This window comes from Azospirillum sp. TSH20, assembly GCF_003115935.1.
In the GTDB taxonomy this organism is placed as follows: domain Bacteria; phylum Pseudomonadota; class Alphaproteobacteria; order Azospirillales; family Azospirillaceae; genus Azospirillum.
This window is the reverse complement of record NZ_LGQU01000037.1, coordinates 1-19,665: the sequence shown is the minus strand read 5'-3', so window position 1 is coordinate 19,665 and position 19,665 is coordinate 1. Positions and strand designations below refer to the sequence as shown.

Annotated in this window: 10 protein-coding genes; 4 read left to right on the top strand and 6 right to left on the bottom strand. The window is 67.7% G+C overall.

The genetic code is table 11. From position 1 onward, the window contains the following. Position 1: 1 nt before the first annotated feature. A complete protein-coding gene (locus tag TSH20_RS10470; RefSeq protein WP_109074672.1) occupies positions 2–1,507 on the bottom strand; it encodes a tagaturonate reductase in 1,506 nt (501 codons plus the stop codon). A 331-nt stretch (positions 1,508–1,838) separates the two neighbouring features. Further along, positions 1,839–5,357, bottom strand: coding sequence for a pyruvate:ferredoxin (flavodoxin) oxidoreductase (nifJ, locus tag TSH20_RS10465; RefSeq protein ID WP_109074712.1), 3,519 nt, complete (start codon positions 5,355–5,357; stop codon positions 1,839–1,841). An 825-nt stretch (positions 5,358–6,182) separates the two neighbouring features. Here nifJ and TSH20_RS10460 point away from each other — a divergent pair. Next, the gene (locus tag TSH20_RS10460; RefSeq protein ID WP_109074671.1) at positions 6,183–7,466 is read left to right on the top strand and encodes an MFS transporter; all 1,284 of its coding nucleotides are present in this window, start codon (positions 6,183–6,185) and stop codon (positions 7,464–7,466) included. A 367-nt stretch (positions 7,467–7,833) separates the two neighbouring features. Beyond that, positions 7,834–8,139, top strand: a complete 306-nt coding sequence (locus TSH20_RS34605; RefSeq protein ID WP_146205382.1) for a hypothetical protein — start codon at positions 7,834–7,836, stop codon at positions 8,137–8,139. On the opposite strand, the gene TSH20_RS34925 is transcribed toward TSH20_RS34605, so the two are convergent. Then, positions 8,129–8,272 (bottom strand): hypothetical protein, encoded by a 144-nt coding sequence (locus TSH20_RS34925; RefSeq protein WP_158281980.1) that lies wholly within the window; start codon positions 8,270–8,272, stop codon positions 8,129–8,131. The genes TSH20_RS34605 and TSH20_RS34925 overlap by 11 nt on opposite strands. Before the next feature lie 8 nt (positions 8,273–8,280). Between TSH20_RS34925 and TSH20_RS10450 the strand changes: the two genes are divergently transcribed. Beyond that, entirely contained in the window at positions 8,281–8,754 is a 474-nt protein-coding gene (locus TSH20_RS10450) for a nucleotidyl transferase AbiEii/AbiGii toxin family protein (RefSeq protein WP_348770422.1), read from the top strand. 36 nt (positions 8,755–8,790) lie between these two features. Here the strand turns inward: TSH20_RS10450 and TSH20_RS10445 are convergent, their stop codons facing one another. After that, a complete protein-coding gene (locus tag TSH20_RS10445; protein ID WP_109074668.1) occupies positions 8,791–8,976 on the bottom strand; it encodes a hypothetical protein in 186 nt (61 codons plus the stop codon). Positions 8,977–9,223: 247 nt separating this feature from the next. Beyond that, the gene (locus TSH20_RS10440; RefSeq protein WP_109074667.1) at positions 9,224–9,922 is read right to left on the bottom strand and encodes an HAD family hydrolase; all 699 of its coding nucleotides are present in this window, start codon (positions 9,920–9,922) and stop codon (positions 9,224–9,226) included. Between the two features lie 254 nt (positions 9,923–10,176). On the opposite strand from TSH20_RS10440, the gene TSH20_RS10435 reads away from it, so the two are divergent. Further along, positions 10,177–10,653: a MarR family transcriptional regulator gene (locus TSH20_RS10435; protein ID WP_109074666.1), complete on the top strand. Its 477-nt coding sequence runs from the start codon at positions 10,177–10,179 to the stop codon at positions 10,651–10,653. A 40-nt stretch (positions 10,654–10,693) separates the two neighbouring features. Here the strand turns inward: TSH20_RS10435 and TSH20_RS10430 are convergent. After that, on the bottom strand, positions 10,694–19,665 hold an 8,972-nt coding region (locus tag TSH20_RS10430), incomplete at its 5' end, for a tandem-95 repeat protein (protein ID WP_146207474.1).

Genomic DNA, 19,665 nt, shown 5'->3' with positions numbered 1-19,665 from the left:
ATCAGCCGGCAACCAACTCGGCCATGGCGGCCTTCATGCCCTTCGCCTCGATGGCGGCGAGGCTGTCGGCGACCCGCGCGGCAAGGCCGGGGATGGCGGTCAGGTCCTCCTTCCACAGGCGGGCGTCGGACAGGACGGCGGCGACCAGCGCCTTGGCATCACCGGCGTTGGCGGCCCAGGCGGCGCTCATGGCGGCGATCACCTCGGCATTGTCGCTGATCGGGTAGGACCCGGCCTCGCGCGTGCCGGTGTAGGCGCCGTCGGCCAGCGTGCCGCGATAGAAGCGCAGCAGGGCCGCCAGCGAGAAGGACAGGCCGGCCGGGGCCGAGCCGTTGCGGGTGACCGCGTCCTTCAGGCTGGGCAGGACGCGCACCTGCCACTTCGACACCGAGTTCAGCGTGATCGAGATCAGCTCGTGCCGGATATAGGGGTTGCCGAACCGCTCCATGATGGTGCGGGCGTAGTCCTGGCGCTCCGCCTCCGGCAGGGGCACGTAGGGGACGATCTCCCCGAACATCACCGTGTTCAGGTAGGCGGAGACGGTCGCGTCGTCCATCATCGACTTGACGGTGTCGAGACCGGCGCAATAGGCGGCCAGCGCGCTGGCGGTGTGGGCGCCGTTCAGGATGCGGACCTTGCGGGTGCGGTAGGGCTGCAGGTCGTCGGTCCACACCACGTTCAGGCCGGCCTTGTGCAGCGGCAGCTCGTCGGCGAGATGGGCCGGACCCTCGATCACCCAGACATGGAACGGCTCGGCGGCGACGGCCAGCTTGTCCTCATAGCCCCACTTGGCGCTGAGGGCGGCGGCCTCGTCCTTCGGGTAGCCGGGGACGATGCGGTCGACCAGCGTGTTCAGGAAGTGGTTGTGCGTCTCCACCCAGTCGGCAAAGCCGGGTTCCAGGCCCCAGCGCTTGGCGTGGGCCAGGACGATGCGCTTCAGGTTGGCGCCGTTGGCCTCGATCAGTTCGCAGGGCAGGAAGACCAGACCGCTGTCGGCGCTGCCGCCCAACGCCTTGTAGCGGGCGTACAGCAGGACCGCGACCTTGGCCGGGAAGCTGTCCGGGCAGGTGCCGGGGGCATAGGCCTCCTCGCGGTCGGCGATGCCGGCCTCGGTGGTGTTGGAGACGAAGAAGCGCAGCGCCGGGGACGTGGCCAGCTCGACCATCCGCGCCCAGTCGGCGTAGGGGTTCAGCGCCTCTGAAACGCAGGAGACGACGCGGCGGGATTCGACCTCGCGCCCGTTTTCGATGCCGCGCAGCAGGACGGTGTAGAGGTTGTCCTGCGCCTTCAGCAGCGGGGCGATGCCCTGGTCGAGCGGCTGGGCGATGGCGACGCCAGCTTTGGTCAGTCCCTGGCCGTTGGCGACATCGACCATCCAATCGACGAAACCGCGCAGGAAATTGCCGTCGCCGACCTGGAGGATGGTCACGGGCAGGGTCGGAGCGCCATCGGTGTGGGCGACGTCGAACGCGCCGCCGGCAAGCTGGTCACGGGTCAGGGAACGCATGACTGGGCATCCTTACGGGAGCTGAAGATCGGAGCCCGCTGCATCGGAGGCAAGCGCGGGCGATGGGTTCAATATACTAATATATTAATGGGTGGAGCAAGGGGAAAAGGGTGCGGCATTGTGGTTGGGGAGTGGGATTCTTGCGGAGTTAGACCCCCACCTAACCTCCCCCGCTGGGCGGGGGAGGGACTGCCGCTTCTTTTTCGAACAAGCGCTTAATCCCCTCCCCCGCCCAGCTCTCGCACAAAGCTCCGCTTTGTGCTGACGCGACAGGCGGACCGTTGGTCCGCTGAGAGCGGGGGAGGGTTAGGGTGGGGGTCTAACGCCTCCCCTACTCCTTGAACCCCGCCATATGCTCGAACAGGTGGCGCTTACGGCGGATCTCCGCTTCGGCTTCGTCCAGCAGCGCGTGATAGCGCTCGGGGTTGGCACGCTCGACCGCGCTGAAGCGGGACTCGCCGGACATGAAGGCGGCGAGGCCGGCGGAGGGGGCGCCGCTATCCAGTTGCAGGGCGGTCTTGCCCTCGGCCAGCCGGCGCGGGTCGCGGCGGTAGAGTGACCAGTGACCGCTCTCCACTGCCAGCTTCTGATGCTCCAGCCCGTGCGAAAGCTCATAGCCATGGGCGACGCAATGGCTGTAGGCGAGGACCAGCGACGGGCCGTGGTAGGATTCGGCCTCCATAAAGGCATTCAGCGTGTGGCTGTCGCGGGCGCCGAAGGCGGTGCGGGCGACATAGACATGGTCGTAGGCCATCGCCATCAGCCCCAGATCCTTCTTGGCCGCCGACCGGCCGGCGGTGGCGAACTTGGCCGAGGCGCCGATCGGGGTTGCCTTCGACTGCTGGCCGCCGGTGTTGGAATAGACCTCCGTGTCCATCACCAGGATATTCACGTCGCGGCCGGAGGCCAGCGCATGGTCCAGCCCGCCATAGCCGATGTCGTAGGCCCAGCCGTCGCCGCCGACGATCCACACGCATTTGCGGACCAGATAGTCGGCCAGCTGCTCCAGTCGGCGGGCCAGCGGGTCCTTCAGCGGCGCGAGCTGCGCCATCAGGGTGGCGACGCGGGTCCGCTGGGCGGCGATGCCGGCGGAGTCGGACTGGTCGGCCTCCAGCAGTGCGGTCACCAGACCGGGTTCCAGTTGGGCCGACAGCAGAGCCAGCGTGTCGCGCGCCTGTTCGGCCATGCCGTCGATGGCGACGCGCAGGCCGAGGCCGAACTCCGCATTGTCCTCGAACAGAGAATTGGCCCAGGCCGGGCCGTGGCCGCTGGCGTTGGTGGTGTAGGGCGTGGTCGGCAGATTGCCGCCATAGATCGAGGAACAGCCGGTGGCGTTCGCCATCACCATGCGGTCGCCGAACAGCTGAGTCAGCATCTTGATGTAAGGCGTCTCGCCACAGCCGGCGCAGGCGCCGGAGAACTCGAACAGCGGCTCCAGCAGCTGGCTGTGCTTGACGGTGACCGGGACCGACTCGCGCGGGATGGCGGGCAGGCTGCGGAAGAAGTCGAAGGCCTCCTGCTGGCCGGCCAGTGCCTGGACCGGGCGCATTTCCAGCGCCTTGCGGCCGGAACCATCTTTCTCTTCCGCCGGGCAAACCGCGACGCACAGCGTGCAGCCGGTGCAGTCGGCGGGCGAGGCCTGCAGGCGATAACGGCCGCCGGGGAATTCGCGGCCCTTGTAGGGGATGGTCTCGAAACCGGCCGGTGCGTCGGCCAGCGCCGATTCCGGCACCACGGTGGCGCGGATGGCGGCATGCGGGCAGACCAGCACGCACTTGTTGCACTCGATGCAGAGGTCGGCGTTCCAGCCCGGCGCCTCCGCCGCGATGTTGCGGTGCTCATATTTGGAGGTGCCGGTCGGCCATGTGCCGTCCACCGGGAAGGCCGACACCGGCAGCCGGTCGCCATGTCCGGCGATCATCATGGCGGTGACGCGCTTGACGAAATCGGGAGCCGTTTCGGGTACGGGGGCTGGGCGGTCGTGGTCGGCGGTGACATGGTCGGGGACCGGAACGGGACGCAGGTGGGTCAGCGCCTGATCCACGGCGGCGACGTTGCGTTTCACCACCTCCTCACCGCGGCGGGCGTAGGTCTTGGCGATGGCCGCCTTGATCTCGGCGATGGCGTCCTCGACGGGCATCACGCCGGACAGCTTGAAGAAGCAGGTCTGCATGATGGTGTTGACGCGGCGGCCGAGCCCGACCTCGCGCGCCACCGCACCGGCGTCGATGGCGTGCAGCGACAGTTTGCGTTCGATGCAGAGGCGCTGCACCTCCGTCGGCAGGCTGCCCCATACCTGCTCAGGCGTGCCGGGGGCGTTCAGCAGGATGGTGGCGCCGGGGGCGGCCATCTCGACCACCTCCACCCGCTCCATCAGCGGCAGGTGGTGGCAGGCGACGAACTGGGCCTGCCCGATCAGGTAGGGCGCGCGGATCGGGTCCTTGGAGAAGCGCAGGTGCGAGACGGTGGTCGAGCCGGACTTGCGGCTGTCATAGACGAAATAGGCCTGGGCGTGGCCGCCGGTCCGGGACTGGATGATCTTGAGCGAGTTCTTGTTGGCGCCGACCGTGCCGTCGGCGCCGAGGCCGAAGAAGACGGCGCGCGACACGCCCGGCTCCTCCACGCCCCAAGCCGGGTCCCAGGGGACCGAGTGATGGGTGACGTCGTCGGTGATGCCGATGGTGAAGCGGCGCTTCGGCCGGTCGCGGCCCAACTCGTCGAACACCGCCTTCGCCATGGCGGGGGTGAATTCCTTGGACGACAGGCCGTAGCGGCCGGCAATGATCATGGGATCGGCTGCGGAGGCATCGGCGGCGCGGGCCTCGGCCAGGGCGGCGACCACGTCGAGATAGAGCGGGTCGGCGACCGCTCCCGGCTCCTTGGTGCGGTCGAGCACGGCGATGCGGCGCACCGTCGGCGGCAGGGCGGCGACGAAATCGGCAATCGCGAAGGGGCGGAACAGGCGGACGGTCAGGCAGCCGACCCGCTCGCCCTCCCCCACCAGCCGATCGACCGCACCGTTGCAGGTCTCGGCCCCCGACCCCATGACGATCACCACCCGCTCCGCCTGCGGATGGCCATGATAGTCGAATAAGCGGTAGGCGCGGCCGGTGCGGGCGGCGAGCCGGTCCATCATCTCCTGCACGATGGCCGGACAGGCCTCGTACCAGGGGTTGGCGGCCTCGCGGGCCTGGAAGAAGACGTCGGGATTCTGCGCGGTGCCGCGGACGACGGGATGGTCGGGCGTCAGGCCACGGCGGCGGTGGGCGTCGACGCAAGCATCGTCGATCAGGGCGCGCAGATCCCCGTCGGCGAGGGGCTCGACGCAGTTGAACTCATGCGAGGTGCGGAAGCCGTCGAAGAAATGCAGGAAGGGCACGCGCGCCCGCAGGGTGGCGGCATGGGCGACCAGCGCCAGATCCTGCGCCTCCTGCACATTGGCCGAGGCCAGCATGGCAAAGCCGGTCTGGCGGCAGGCCATCACGTCGGAATGGTCGCCGAAGATCGACAGCGCGTGGGTCGCCAGCGTGCGCGCCGCCACATGCATGCAGAAGGGCGTCAGCTCTCCGGCGATCTTGTACATGTTGGGGATCATCAGCAGCAGGCCCTGCGACGCGGTGAAGGTCGTGGCCAGCGCGCCCGCCTGCAACGCGCCGTGGACCGCACCGGCGGCACCGCCTTCCGACTGCATCTCCACCACCTGGGGCACGCCGCCCCACAGGTTGGGACGACGCGCCGCCGACCATTCGTCGGCGAACTCCCCCATCGGCGAGCTGGGCGTGATCGGATAGATCGCGATGACGTCGCTGGCGCGGTAAGCCACCGAGGCCGCCGCCTCGTTGCCGTCCATGATGCGGATGGCGGCTGCCGGCCGGGAGGAGGCGGTGGAGGGTGGGCTCTGGGTCATGCCGGAAATGTCCTCTCTGCTGGCGACGGTCGTCTCCATGGCCGCGTCTTCGACAATGGGAAGGCGTTTTCAAAAACCGGCGGAAAACGGCTGTCGACCAGTGGGAATGGTCCATCCGGAGCGGGCCGGACACATTGACACTCGTCAGTTCCGCGCAGAATTTCCGGGTGGCGCCGTTCTGCGCTGCACCAATGTCTGATATATTACTTTTGCAAGGAAGGCCTCAATTTGTCGCAGCGCAGCATTAGGTGAATGCCGAGCTTTGCTGCGGGATTGCCGACAAACGATGGGGTGAAAGCGACCGCCGAGAGGGGCGCAAGGCGGGCGCAGACCATTGATGCAAGTCATTTATCACGACCGGGCGCTGTGGCTTCCTACATGCGGATGCGCCGGGGCGATCAGCTCTCGGCCAAAATTCCGAACAGAAGAACAGGCGTTTCAACCCGAAATTACATTGCATTGCAGCAAATGGCGTCCGTCGGTAAGGACGTGATCATGCTGCGACTGCGAAGAAGTCAGCGCACCGCATCATCGTCCTGCGACATTTTCGCAAGGGCAGACGGCGGTCCCGGAAAACCACTTGCGGCGCACACTGATATATTAATATAACTCTATCAGCGATGCTCCCGCCCCTCTTGAAACGGAGTGGAAGCGACACCGTCGCCCGGCACCGAACACCCGCCGGCAAGGCATCCCCGCCCGAGGATCGCCGCCTTAGGGCCTGTACGTGCGCACCGGCGCCTGCCGTGGCAGGCATGTGAGGAAAACATGAACAAGATCCGTGGTTTGCGGTGGCAAATCCTTGCCCTGATGATGCTGGGCACCGTGGTCAACTACATCGACCGCAACACGCTGGGCATCCTGGCGCCGACGCTGAAGGAACAGCTCCACTTCTCGACCGAGCAGTATTCCTTCATCGTCAGCGCCTTCCAGCTTTGCTACAGCCTGATGCAGCCGGTCGCCGGTTACATCACCGATCTGGTCGGGCTGAAGCTCGGCTATGCGATGTTCGCCTTCGTCTGGGGCGCCGCCGCCGCCGCGCATGCACTGGCCGGCAGCTGGCAGTCGATGGCCTTCTTCCGCGGCCTGCTGGGCGTCAGCGAAGCGGCGGCGATGCCGTCGGGCGTGAAGACCTCCACCCTGTGGTTCCCGGCCAAGGAACGCTCCATCGCCACCGGCTGGTTCAACACCGGCAGCTCGATCGGCGCGATGGTCGCCCCGCCCTTCGTCATCTGGCTGTCGCTGACCTATGGCTGGCAGGAAGCCTTCATCGTCACCGGTCTGCTGGGCGTCGGCATGTCGGCCCTGTGGTACATGCTGTACCGCAACCCGGAGAACCATCCGCGCCTGACCAAGGAAGAGCACGACTATATCCTGGAAGGCCAGGCGCATGTCGAGCTGCCGAAGCCGTCGGTGAAGCGCGTGCTGGGCAAGGGCAAGTTCTGGAGCATCGCCGCCGCCCGTTTCCTGACCGAGCCGGCGTGGCAGACCTTCAGCTTCTGGATCCCGCTGTACATGGTCTCCACCCGCGGCATGGACATCAAGCAGTTCGCCCTGTTCGCCTGGCTGCCGTTCCTGGCCGGTGACATCGGCTGCATCCTCAGCGGTTACCTGTCGCCCTTCTTCGTCAAGCGCTTCAAGATGTCGCTGGTCAACTCCCGCATCGCCGGCGTCGGCGTGGGTGCGGTGTGCATGGTCGGCCCGGCCCTGATCAGCTTCACCGTCAGCCCGATCGCCGCCATCTTCCTGTTCTCGCTCGGCGCCTTCGCCCACCAGATGCTGTCCAGCCTGCTCTATGCCCTGGTCACCGACACCTTCGAGAAGCAGGACGTCGCCACGGCGACCGGTTTTGGCGGCATGGCCGGCTATATGGGCGGCATGATCTTCTCGCTGATCATCGGTCAGCTGGCCACCACCATCGGGTACGAGCCGCTGTTCGCCTGCCTGACCGTGTTCGATCTGGCCGCCTTCGCCATCATCGCCCTGGTCCTGGGCCAGCGGGGGGGCAAGCCCGCCGCCGCCATGCCGAACGCCACGGCCGGCGCTGACTGACGCATTCCTTCAGCGCGATCGGAACGCCTTCCCGCCTTGCGCCGGGGGGCGTTTTCCGTTGAGCATGGGGAATGACACCGGCCGGGCGGACCGCTGGACAAAAAAGCTAACCGCAAGGACGAAGTTGCTTGCCACACGGATGAGATATTAGTATATTAGTCCCGTACCGCTGGATGCGCCGTGGGTTGACCCGGCACAACTTGTTGGACGTTCCTCTCGGACTTCAGAGCCGCCGGTATCACCGGCGGCTCTTCTTTTGTCCGGAACCGATCATGCCGCTGCGCGCTTTTTGACGCATGGCTTGAGGACTCGCCCGCACCCCACCATGTATTGTAGGCTACTCGTGCAGTTGTGGACGGTGGTTGCGATGACGTCGGTATCGGCCGCAAAGGTTGACAGGCTTGTGCTTGGAACGGTCAACGCATCGTTCAAGCGGTCGCTTGACGCAGAAACGCTTGCCGCGTCCGTCAAATCGGCCGAGATCGACCCTTGGCTGCCGCACATTGCAACATTTTTCATCGAGGTGAAGCCACATCTCGTGCTGGCGTTCGCCGAAGGGCATGGCATCACCATCGCCGCCCTTGGAGCGACCTACGCCAAGATCAAGGCGCTTACCGGCGAATTCAATAAGGTGCTCGATGCCGAACTCTCCGGGCTGGCAGTCACTTCTTGAACGCGCCCTGCGCGGAATCGATGCGCTCGAAGCGAATGGAACGCCGCTGAGGTTCTACAGCTTCAGCGGTGGAACCGCGCTGATGGTTCAGTTCGAACATCGGCGTTCCAAGGACATCGATCTTTTCATCCATGACCCTCAATACATCCCGCTGCTCTCCCCCGTCTGGGCGGTGAGAGACTCTGGGACAGCCAGGATTATGATGAAGCCGCCCACTATCTGAAAATTCGTTATGCAGAAGGCGAGATCGACTTCATCCTGTCGGATCGTCTGACGACGGTGCCGATTCTCGATTACCATTTCCGCGGATGGACGGTGCCGATGGAACACGCCGTCGAGATCGCCATCAAGAAACTGTATCACCGTGCCGAGGGGTTGAAGCCGAGAGACATCTTTGATGTGGCAGCCATCATGACACGCCATGCGGACCTTCTAAAGGCTCACATCCACCGTCTGCACGAGGTCAAAGGCAAACTCGTCCGAAGACTGCAAACGCTTCCACAGGCATACCATGAGCGAGTTCTTGAGGATCTGGAGATCCTCCCGGCGTGGGAGCACCTCAAGCCACTCGCTCGCGGCATGGTGACCGAGTTCGTCGAGCAGATTCCGGCTTAGGGCGGACCGGGCGAGTTCCGCGCCTTCCGGAGCCGATCAGTTGAACAGGAAGGACTGGCTGTCGATCTCGATTGCGGGGGCGGCGCGGTCCGGCTGGGCGGAGACGGCGGCAGCGGCGGCGACCGACAGCAGCGAGGCCAGCGCGAAGGCCGAAGCGACAAGGGCGCGGGCGATCGTGTGGCGCGCGGCGGGCTTGTGAGAGGACGGCTGATGGGAGGACATGCGACGGCTCCTTGGCTGGAATTGCGATGATCGGGCGTCGGGGAGCGGCGTCGGCGTCATCGGCAAACCCATGCTGCCACCAGCGCGCCGCCGTGAAACGCGCCGATCCCGCATGTCCTTCATGATGATGTTGCACTGCATCATAGCGCTGTGACCATGCATGATGCAGACTGCGGAAGGTGATCACAGCGCTCCGATCCGTTCTGTAAACAGGGACCGGGCTGGTTACTTGATGTAGGACGATCTTTTACTGCGCCAGTCCGCGGCGACCGCCCACCTCGTCCAGGTGAGTCAGCATGTCGGCCGGATCCTCGTAGACGCGCAACGCGCCGGAGCGCTCAAGCTCCTCCCGGCCATAGCCGCCGGACAGCAGGCCGATGCCGAGCGCACGCGCCCGCTTGGCGGCGATCATGTCCCAGATGCTGTCGCCGACCACGAAGGCGCTGGTAATGTCGACGCCGATGCGCGCGGCGGCGGCCAGGAACAGGTCGGGGTCCGGCTTGGCATATTCGACCTCGTCGCGGGTGATGACCGCGGCGCGTTCGGGATCGACGCCCAGCTTTTCCAGCGCCGGCCGCGCCGTCTCCATCCGGCCGCTGGTGGCGATGGCCCAGGGGATGTTCAGCTCCGTCAGCGTGTCCAGCAGATCGCGGGCGCCGGGCAGCGGGACGACGCCGGCGGCCAGCCGCTTGTAGGCCTGCGTATGGCGATGGCGCAGCCGGTCGAGCAGGTCCTGGTCGATGGCGAGGCCGGTCTCGCGCAGCAGCATGTTGGTGAACAGCCCGCCGCTCATGCCGATCTTGCGGTGGATGCGCCAGACCGACAGGGCAATCCCCTCCTCGTCCAACGCCTCCTTCCAGGCCAGCACATGCTGGTACACCGTGTCGGTCAGCGTGCCGTCCAGGTCGAACAGGAAGGCGTTGGTCACGTGGGGATAGCCGGTCATGTCCATTGTCCGCGGGTTGTGGAAGCGGGTCGAATTCGACAGGACCAGACGTGGGACCGGCCGGCGCGTTTTGCCAAGGATTTGCGGAGGACGGCGATGGATTTTCCTCGACGATAATCCACGCGAACTTTCACGGTGGCTTCACCACGCAGACGCGAAGACTGGCGCTTCCGCTGGCGCGTTGACTTCGCTACAGTCCGCGCCCAAGCTTGCCGCCTGTATGTTCGGCGCAATGCCTGTAGGGAGAGAAGCGCGTGTCGGAAAGGCCGGGGCATGGCGACGCTTGGTCGACAGACGAGGATCTGGTCACATTGCTGGATCAGGTCAGCCGGCTTGTCTATGGCATCAGCTTCACCGAAGGACTTTTCCCGGCGCAATGGGTGGCGTTGCGCTATTTCCATGACGCGCCGGAGCCGGCGCGCACCCTGACCGCGCTGGCCCGGTTCCAGCGGATCCATCTGGCACCGGTGTCGCGCACGGTGTCCACCCTGGTGGACAAGGGGTTTCTGGCCCGCCGTCCGCATCCGGGATTCAAGCGCGGCTGGCTGTTCGACCTGACGGACGAGGGGCGGGCCCTGCTGCACCGCGACCCCCTGCGCCAGTCGCTGACCCCGCCGCTTGCCGCCATGGCGGAGGACGAACGGGCGATGCTGGGCCGCCTGATGAAGCGGATCATCACCCACATGCAGGCGGGCACCGCGACCGCGGAGGACGGCGCGCCGGTCGCCTGACCGCCCCGCCCCACTCCGCTGTCCCACTGCCTCCATCCGGTCAGAACGTCAGCCGTTCGATGTTCTGCAGCACCAGCTGGTGATGGTTCTGGTCCTCCAGCGTGACGGTCGTCTCCTGGGTGAAGGTCAGGCCGTGGCCCGACGGGTCGATGGTGTAGGCGTGCCCGTCCAGCTGCTGGAGCCAGTTGGTGCCGGCATTGGCGACGAAGGCGCCGACCTCCACCACGTCGGTCCAGCCCACCCCGCCGTCGATGGTCAGGTTGCCGTCGCGCGGGGCGAAGATGAACAGGTCGTCGCCGGCCCCGCCGGACATGCTGGTGGTGCCGCTTCCGGCATGCAGGATGTCGGCGCCGCTGCTGCCGGTCATCGTCGCATCGGCCGAGACCAGCACCTGCACCGCCAGCGGATCGCTGGACAGCCCCTGGTCGTCGCTGACCGTCACCTCCAGCGTCCGGGCACCGCCGCCATTCGGGCTGAGCGCCAGATGCTGAAGGATGTCGGTGTAGGTCGCGGTGGAGGCGCTGCCCGACAATGACAGCTGGTGGGTGCTGTCGTCCCAGCTGACCTCGATCCCGGTGCCCGACACCGTCCTGCGGCCGGTCGACGGGTCGGTGTCGATGGTCAGGCTGTCGAGGTTCAGCGCGTCGCCGGTCTGCGATCCGGCGGCGATGCGGATCGACATGCCGGACATGACGCTGCTGTCCACATCGGTGATCGTCGCGTCGGCGACAACTGCCGGATGATCGGTCGCGTCCGCGGCGATGGCGGTGGCGGGGTGGGCGGCGGCGAGGGTCGGCTTGTCGTTCACCGGATCGACCGTGATGCTGAGGGTCTGCGTCACCGCCGCGGTGTCGGTGCCATCGTGGGCGGTCACGGTGACCGACAGGTCGACCGTGCCATGGGCGTTGGCCGGCGGGGTATAGGTCAGGCCGGCAAGATCCGAGGCGGCGAGGGTCCAGCTGCCGTCGCCGTTGTGGGTGCCGTGGTTCAGGCTGGCGCCGTCCGGTATTCCGGTGATCCGCACCGACAGCGTCTCCGACCCGTCACCGTCGGTCGAGGCGGCGGTGATCGTCAGCGTGATCGCCGTGTCCTCGTTGCCGTGCACGGCGGGGGTGGCCAGGGTCGGCGTGTCGGCGACCGGGGTCACCGTCACCGCCAGCGCACGGTTGGTTGTCGCCGGCGTGGCGGTGCCGTCCGTCGAGGTGACGGTAACCGACAGGGTGAAGCTGCTGCCGCTGTCGTGGGCCGGCGTGATCGCCAGCCCGGCAAGCTGGGCCGGCGTCAGCATGATCGAGCCGTTGACGATGGTCAGCGTGTCGCCCGCCGTGTTCGACAGGGTGGCGCCGGCAGGGATGTCGGCGATGGTGACGCTCAGCGTTTCCGACGCGTCGGTCAGGGCCGAGGTGATCGACAGGGCGACCGTGCCGTCCTCCGCCACCGATGCCGGATCAACCTGCAGGGTCGGCGCGTCGGACAGGGCGCGGACGGTGACCGGCAGCTGCGCCACGACGGAGGCCGGGGTGGCGGTGCCGTCGGTGGAGGTCGCGGTGACGGTCAGGGTGAAGTCGCCGTCGTCGTTCAGCGGCGGCGTGATCTTAAGGCCGGCAAGCTGGGCCTGGGTCAGCGTCCAGGTCCCGTCGGTGTTGTGCGTACCGGCGCTGAGCGTCGCACCGGCCGGAACGCCGGAGATGGTGATGCTCAGCAGTTCCGAACTGTCGGTCAGGGCCGAGGTGATGGTCAGCGGGATCGCCGCATCCTCGTCGCCGGCCGCCGCGGTCACGGTCAGGGTCGGGGCATCGGACACCGGGTTGACCGTCACCGGCAGGGTCGACGTTACGGAGACCGGAGCGGCGCTGCCGTCCTTGGCGGTGGCGGTGATGGTCAGATTGAAATTCTGGCTGTCGTTCGACGGCGGCGTGATCGCCAGACCGGCGAGTTGGCCGGGGGCGAGGGTGATGGAGCCGCCGGAAACGGTCAGCACGTCGCCCGCCGTGTTGGACAGATGAGCGCCGTCGGGGATGCCGGCGATGGTGACCGTCAGCGTCTCCGACCCGTCGAGATCAGTCAGGGCCGGGGTGATCGTCAGCGCGATGGCGGTGTCCTCGTCACCGGTCGCAGCGGTGACGGACAGGGTCGGCGTGTCGGTCACCGGAGTCACCGTGACGGGCAGCGACGCGCTGGTGCTGACCGGCGTGGCGGTGCCGTCGGTGGCGGTCGCCGTGACGGTCAGGGTGAAGTCGTCACCCTTGTTGGAGGGTGGCGTGATCGCCAGACCGGTCCATTGCCCGGCCGTCAGCGTGATGGACCCGCCCGTGACGGTCAGCACGTCGCCCGCCGCGTTGGACAGGTGGGCACCGTCCGGAATGCCGGCGATGGTGACGGTCAGCGTCTCCGACCCGTCGAGATCGGTCAGCGCCGGGTTGATCGCCAGGGCGATGGATGAGTCCTCGTTGCCGGCGGCGGCGGCGACGGACAGCGTCGGGGTGTCCGATACCGCGTGGAGGGTGATCGGAACGGTGACGACCCTGGTCGCCGTGCTGCCGTTGGATTCGATGCTGACGGCGGTGACGGTCAGGCTGATCGGCGCATCGCTGTTGGCCGGCGGCGTCAGGATCAGGCCGTTGAGCTGGGCCGGCGTCAGGGTCCAGCTGCCGTCGGCGTTGTGGGTGCCGGCCGACAGCAGCGCACCGGTCGGCACACCGGTGATCGTCAGCAGCCCCAGCCGCTCCGACCCGTCGGTGTCGGCCAGCGCCACGGCGAGGTTCAGCGGTAGCCCCGTGTCCTCGGTCCCGGTCAGCGGCGCCCAGGTCAGGATGGGCTGGTCGGCGACCGGATCGACGCTGACGCGGAACAGCTGACTGGTGGTCGCGGTGGCGCCGCCGACGGTCTCCGTCGTCGTCGCCGTCAGCGTCAGGTTGAAGTCGGTGCCGGCATCGGCCGGCGGCTGAAGCTTGAGGCCCGACAGCTGGGCGGCGGTCAGGCTGACCGAACCGGCGGTGGGCGTCAGAATGTTGCCGTTGGCATCCACCAGCACCGCGCCGGCGGGCAGGCCGGACAGCACGACGGCCATCGTCTCCGACCCGTCGGTGTCGACCAGCGCCGCCGTCAGGTTCAGCGCGATCAGCGAATCCTCGTTGCCGGACGCATTGGTGACGATGACGGTGGGGGCGTCGGTGACCGCCGTTACATCGACATGAATGTTGGCGGTCGTGCTCGCCGTGTCCTTGTTGGAGCTTTCCAGGCTGGTCGCGGTCAGCGTCAGGTCCATGCCGCCGGAATAGTTGCGCGGCGGCGTGACGGTCAGGCCCGACAGTTCCGACGGCTTCAGGGTCCAGGACCCGTCGCCGTTGTTGGAGCCGTGGTTCAGAACCGCGCCCGCCGGCAGGCCCGACAGGATGACCGCCATCGTCTCCGACCCGTCGGTGTCGACGAGGCTGGCCGACAGGTTCAGGGCGATGGGCGTGTCCTCCGCGCCGGTCGCGTCATGGACGATGACGGCGGGCGCGTCGGCGGCGGCCGTGTAGGTGACGGACAGCGTCTTGGTCGACCAGGCGGGCGTCGCGGTGCCGTCCTGGGCGGCCGCCTCCACCGTCAGGGTCACCGTGCCGGCATAGTTGGCCGGCGGCGTCAGCGTCAGCGCCGCGCGATCCGACGCGGACAGGCCGGTGAGATCATAGACTCCGTTGCCGAGCGAGGTGCCAGCCGACAGGGTGAAGCCGGCCGGAACCGTCACCTTCAGCGCGGTGATCACCTCCCCCGTGCCGACCAGATCGGTGACGGCGGCGGAGATGGACAGGCTGGCGGCGTGATCCTCCCGCGCCGTGACGGAGCTGGCGCTGATGGCGGGGGCGTCGCTGACCGGCGCCACCTCGACCGCCAGGGTCTTGGTCGTGGTCGCCCGGTCGGCGTTGCTGATCTCCCGCGCAACCGCGGTCACCGTCAGCTGGAAGGTCCCGCTGGCGTCGTGCGGCGGGGTGAATTTCAGCCCGGAAAGCTGGTCGGGAGTCAGCACCCATTTCCCGGTGGTGGAGTCCAGATAACCGGCCGACAGCGAGGCGCCGGTCGGCACCCCTTCGATGACAATGCTGGCCAGGACCTCCGACCCGTCGGTGTCGGCCAGCGCCGCGGTGATGTCGAGCGCAATGGCCGTGTCCTCGTTGCCGGAAGCCGCCTGAACGGTCAGCAGCGGGCTGTCGGCGACATCGGTGGAGCCGCCGCCGGTGGAGCCTCCCCCCGTCGATCCGCCGCCGGTCGAGCCGCCACCGGTGCCGCCGCCGGTGTCACCACCACCCGTGGACCCGCCGCCCGTCGCGGCCGTGGTGGTCCAGCTCAGCACGAAGCTGTCGGACACGCTGGTGTTGCGGTCGCCCTCGCTTTCAATGCTGTAGGGATTGACCGTCAGGGTGACGCTGGCCGTGTCGACGGTGCCCGACACGCTGTGGGTGATGCCGGTGGCATTGGCGTCCTTGACGGTCAGCTTCAGGCCGCCCTCGCCCAGCGCCCGGGCATACTCCTCGGCGGTCAGCGTCCAGGTGCCGTTGCCGTTGTCGAGGCCGCGCGACAGCACCGTGCCCTTCGGCACGCCGGAAATGGTGACCGCCAGCTTTTCGGAACCGTCGGTGTCCTGCAGGAAGGCGTTCAGGTCGAGAACCAAACCGTCCGGCACGCCGGTCGTCGACAGGTTATCGACATGGTAGGCCACCGCCGAACCGTCGGCGGCATGCGACACCGGCGCGTCGGCGACGGCGGTGACGGTGACCTTCGGGGTGTAGGTCCTGGTCAGGCTGTCGGTACCGTCCACCGCCGTCACCTTGACGGTGATGGTGAAGTCGTCGGCGTTGTGGGCCGGTACGTTCAGCCGCAGATTTCCGAGCTTGGCCGGATCGACGGTCCAGCTGCCGTCATGGTTGTCGATCAGCGCGCCGGCATCCGTGCTGGTCAGGGTGACCCAGGCCGGGAGGCCGGAGATGACGATGGAGGAGATATGCTCCGACCCGTCGCTGTCGCCGGTCAGGGCGGAGATGGTCAGCGGGATGCCGCCGACGGCGTCCTCCTGCGCATGGGCGCCGATGGAGACGACCGGCTCGTCCGTCTTGGGGTCGACGGTGACGGTCAGGTCGCGGGTGTCCTTCAGCGTCCCGCCGGAGGTCACGCCGTTCACGGTGATGATCGGCGCGCCGTTGCTGTCGGTGGTGATGACGTCCACCTTCAGGGTGATCGTGCCGGCGAAGTCCTTCTTCGTCGTCAGGGTCAGTTCGTTGCGATACTCCACATCGACCGACCAGCGGCCGTTGCCGAGATAGACCAGCCCGCTCTCGTGCCCAGCCGCCAGCGACAGCCAGGAGTTGGACGGCAGGTTGCTGACGACCAGCGACAGGCGCTCCGACCCGTCATTGTCGACCATCACCAGATCGCCGAGCCGCAGGTTGATCGCGGTGTCCTCGTTGCCGCGGGCGGTGAGCGTGCCGTTCGGCGTCACCACGTCGGCCACGCCCTGCACGTCGACATGAACGGTCATCGCCGTCGCATCGGCGATGGAACCGTTGGAGCTTTCCGTCGCCCGCGCGGTGAAGGTCAGGTCGAAGCCGGTGTTGGAGTTGGCCGGCGGGGTGATGGTCAGGCCGGACAGGTCGGCCTGGGTCAGCACCCACTTGCCAAGGCCCGCGTCGTAATGGCCATGGTTCAGCGTCGCCCCGGCCGGCACGCCGCCGACCAGGATGCTGAGGGTTTCCGAACCGTCGCGGTCGGTCAGGGCCGCCACCACCGACAGCGGGATGGCGGTGTCCTCGCGCCCCACCGCGTCGGAGGCCGACAGCACCGGCGTATCGGCGACCGCGTTGACGGTCACCGCCAGCGACTGCTGCGCCGAGGTGGCGGTGCTCGTCCCCTCCACCGAGGTGGCGGTGATCTTCAGCGTCACCGTGCCGGAATAATTCAACGGCGGCGTGAAGCTCAGGCCGCTCAACTGGCCCGGCGTCAGGGTCCAGCTGCCGTCGGCATTGTGGGTGCCGGCGGACAGGGTCGCCCCCTCCGGCACGCCGGTGATGGTGATGTGGTCCAGCGTCTCCCCGGTCACGTCGGACAGGTGGGCGTCGATGGTCAGCGGGATGGCGCTGTCCTCGTTGCCGGTGGCCGCCGTGGGGATGACGATGGGGGCGTCGGCGACGCCGGTCACGGTCACCGACAGGGTGGCCGGCGCCGATACGGCGGTCGAGCCGTTCTCCCGCTCCACCGAGGTCGCGGTGACGCTGAGGGTGATGGTGCCGGAGAAGTCGTGCTGCGGCGTCAGGCGCAGGTTCGGCAGATCGGCCGCATCCACCTTCCAGGTCTTGCTGCCGTCGCCCTGGATGCTGAGAACGCTGCCGAAATTCAGGCTGGCCCCGTCCGGAACGCCGGAGATGGTGACGTAGCCGATGCTCTCCGACCCGTCGGTGTCGGTCAGGGCCGGGGTGATCGTCAGCGCGACGGAGGTGTCCTCGTCCGTCGCGGCGGCGGCGGCGGTCACGGTCGGCGCATCTGCCACCGCATCGACGGTGATGGTGCCGGTCGCCGTCTGCGTGCCATACACCGTGCCGGCGCTGGTGCTGTCCTTGGTGCCGACCTTCAGCGTGTAGGCGAGGTCGGCGTCGGAGTTGTGGGTGGTGACGACCGTCAGGCCCTGGACCGTCCAGGTCCCGGCCGTCCCGCCGGCCGCCAGCGCCGTGGTCGGGATGGTCCAGCTGTAGTTTCCGGAGGCATCGGGACCGCTGCGGGTCAACTCAACGCCGTTCACGTACAGCTTGGCGCCGGCCACGTCCTGCTGCGAGGCGGCCATGGTCAGGGTGACGCTCTCCACCTTTTCCGGGCTGGCGGCGTCGACGTCGCTCAGCGTGATGGTCGGGGCGAGCGCGATGCCGCCGGCCGCGTCCTCGTTGCCGCGCGCGGTCAGCGTGGTCAGCGCAATGGCGTCGGCCTGCGGCGTCACTTGGATCGTCTGGGTGGCGGTGGAGGTGCCGCCGTAGCCGTCCGTCACCGTGAAGGAGAAGGTCTCCGTACCGCTGAAATCGGCGTCCGGCGTGTAGGTGAAGGTACCGTCGGCGTTCACCACCAGCGTGCCGTGCGCCAGACGCACCGGCTGGCCGTTGTCGCCGGGGCCCTTGTAGGTCAGCGTGTCGTCGGTGCGGCCGTTGAGCGTGTCCTGGTCGGTGGCGCCCAGCCGGCCGTTGACCGCGACATCCTCGCGGGTGGAGGTGCTGTCCGCCGTCGCGGTCGGCGCGTAGTTCAACGCCGTGCGGACATCGACCGGCTGGCCGTCGACATAGAGTTCCAGCTTCTCGAAATCCGCCACCTTGATGCCGAGCGCGTTCAGGGTGGCGGCCTTGGAGACGTCGGCGTCGTTGGTCGCGGCATTGGGATCGGCGGCGGCGGCCTCGATCCGGTTGCGCAGGGTGCGGAGGTCGGCCAGGATCGATGCGTTCGACAGCTGCGAACCGGTCAGCATCACCCGGAAGGTGTCGATGCCGGCATCGCCATCCTGCAATTCCGGGCTGGACGAGGTGCCGCCATCGGTGCCGACGGTGAAGATCGACAGATCGTCGCCGGCGCCACCATGGATGGTGTCCCTGCCCGCCCCGCCGGTGATGGTGTCCTTGCCTCCGCCGCCGAGCAGGATGTTGGCGCCGCCGTCGCCGGTGATGGTGTCGTCGAAGGCCGAGCCGGTGACGTTCTCCAGATTGCGCAGGACATCGTTGCCCTCGCCGCTGCCGACCCCGGTCGCGAGGTTCGCGTTCACCGCGGTGGCCGAGTCCGCATAGGTGACGGTGTCGTTGCCGGCGCCGCCGTCGATGGTGTCGTTGCCAAGTCCGCCGGCCAACAGATCGTTGTCGGTGCCGCCATCGAGGCTGTCGTCGCCCGCCCCGCCGACCAGCGTGTCCTTGCCGGCGCCGCCATAGACGGTGTCGTTGCCGTCGCCGCCCTCCAGGCTGTCGTTGCCCTTGGGCGTGTTGGTGAACTGGATGGTCAGCGTCTGGGAGACGCTGTCGGCGGTGCTGCCGTTCTCCCGCTCCTCCGAGGTCGTGACCACGGTGAGGGTGATGGGGGTGGCGCTGTCCCGCTCCTTGGCGGTCAGGGTCAGGCCGGTCAGCTGGGCCTGGGTCAACGTCCAGGTCCCGTCGCCGTTGCGGGTGCCGGCGCTGAGCGTCGCATCGGCCGGAACGCCGGAGATCGTCACCTTGGAAATCGACTCCGAGCCGTCGACGTCCGTCACGGCGGGGGTGATGGTCAGGGCGGTGGTGAAGATGCCGGTGCCGTCGCCGTAGATCAGGTCGTCGCCGGCGCCGCCCCGGATGGTGTCGTTGCCGGCGCCGCCCGACAGCGTGTCGTTGCCGGCGGTGCCGGTCAGCGTGTCGTTCTGGCCGGTCGCAAGGTCGTAGGTGATGGGCGTCACGGCGAGCGTCGGCGTGTCGGCCACCGCCACCACGGTGACGGCCAGCGTCGTCTGGACGGAAACCGGGGATAGCTCGCGGTCGGTGGCCGTGGCGGTAACGGTCAGGGTGAAGTCGACGTCGCTATCGTGCGGTGGCGTGATGGTCAGGCCGGACAGCTGGGCCTGGGTCAGCGTCCAGGTGCCATCGGCGTTGTGCGTGCCCGCGCTGAGCGTCGCGTCGGCCGGGACACCGGCGATGGTGATGCTCAGCGATTCCGAACCGTCCAGATCGGTCAGGGCCGACCGGATGTCCAGCGCGATGGCGGTGTCTTCGTTGCCGCTCGCGGCGGTGACGCTCAGCGTCGGCGTGTCGGTCACCGGGTCGACGGTGACGTGCAGGGTCTTGCTCTTCGTCGCTTCGGCGGCGACGCCATCCTTGGCGACGGCGGTAACCGTCAGGTCGAAATCGACGTCGCTGTTCGACGGCGGGGTGATGGTCAGGCCGGCAAGCTGATCCTTGGTCAGCGTGATCGAGCCGCCGGTGACCGTCAGCGTGCCGTTCAGCGTGTTGGCGAGCGTGGCGCCGGCGGGGATGCCGGTGATCCGGA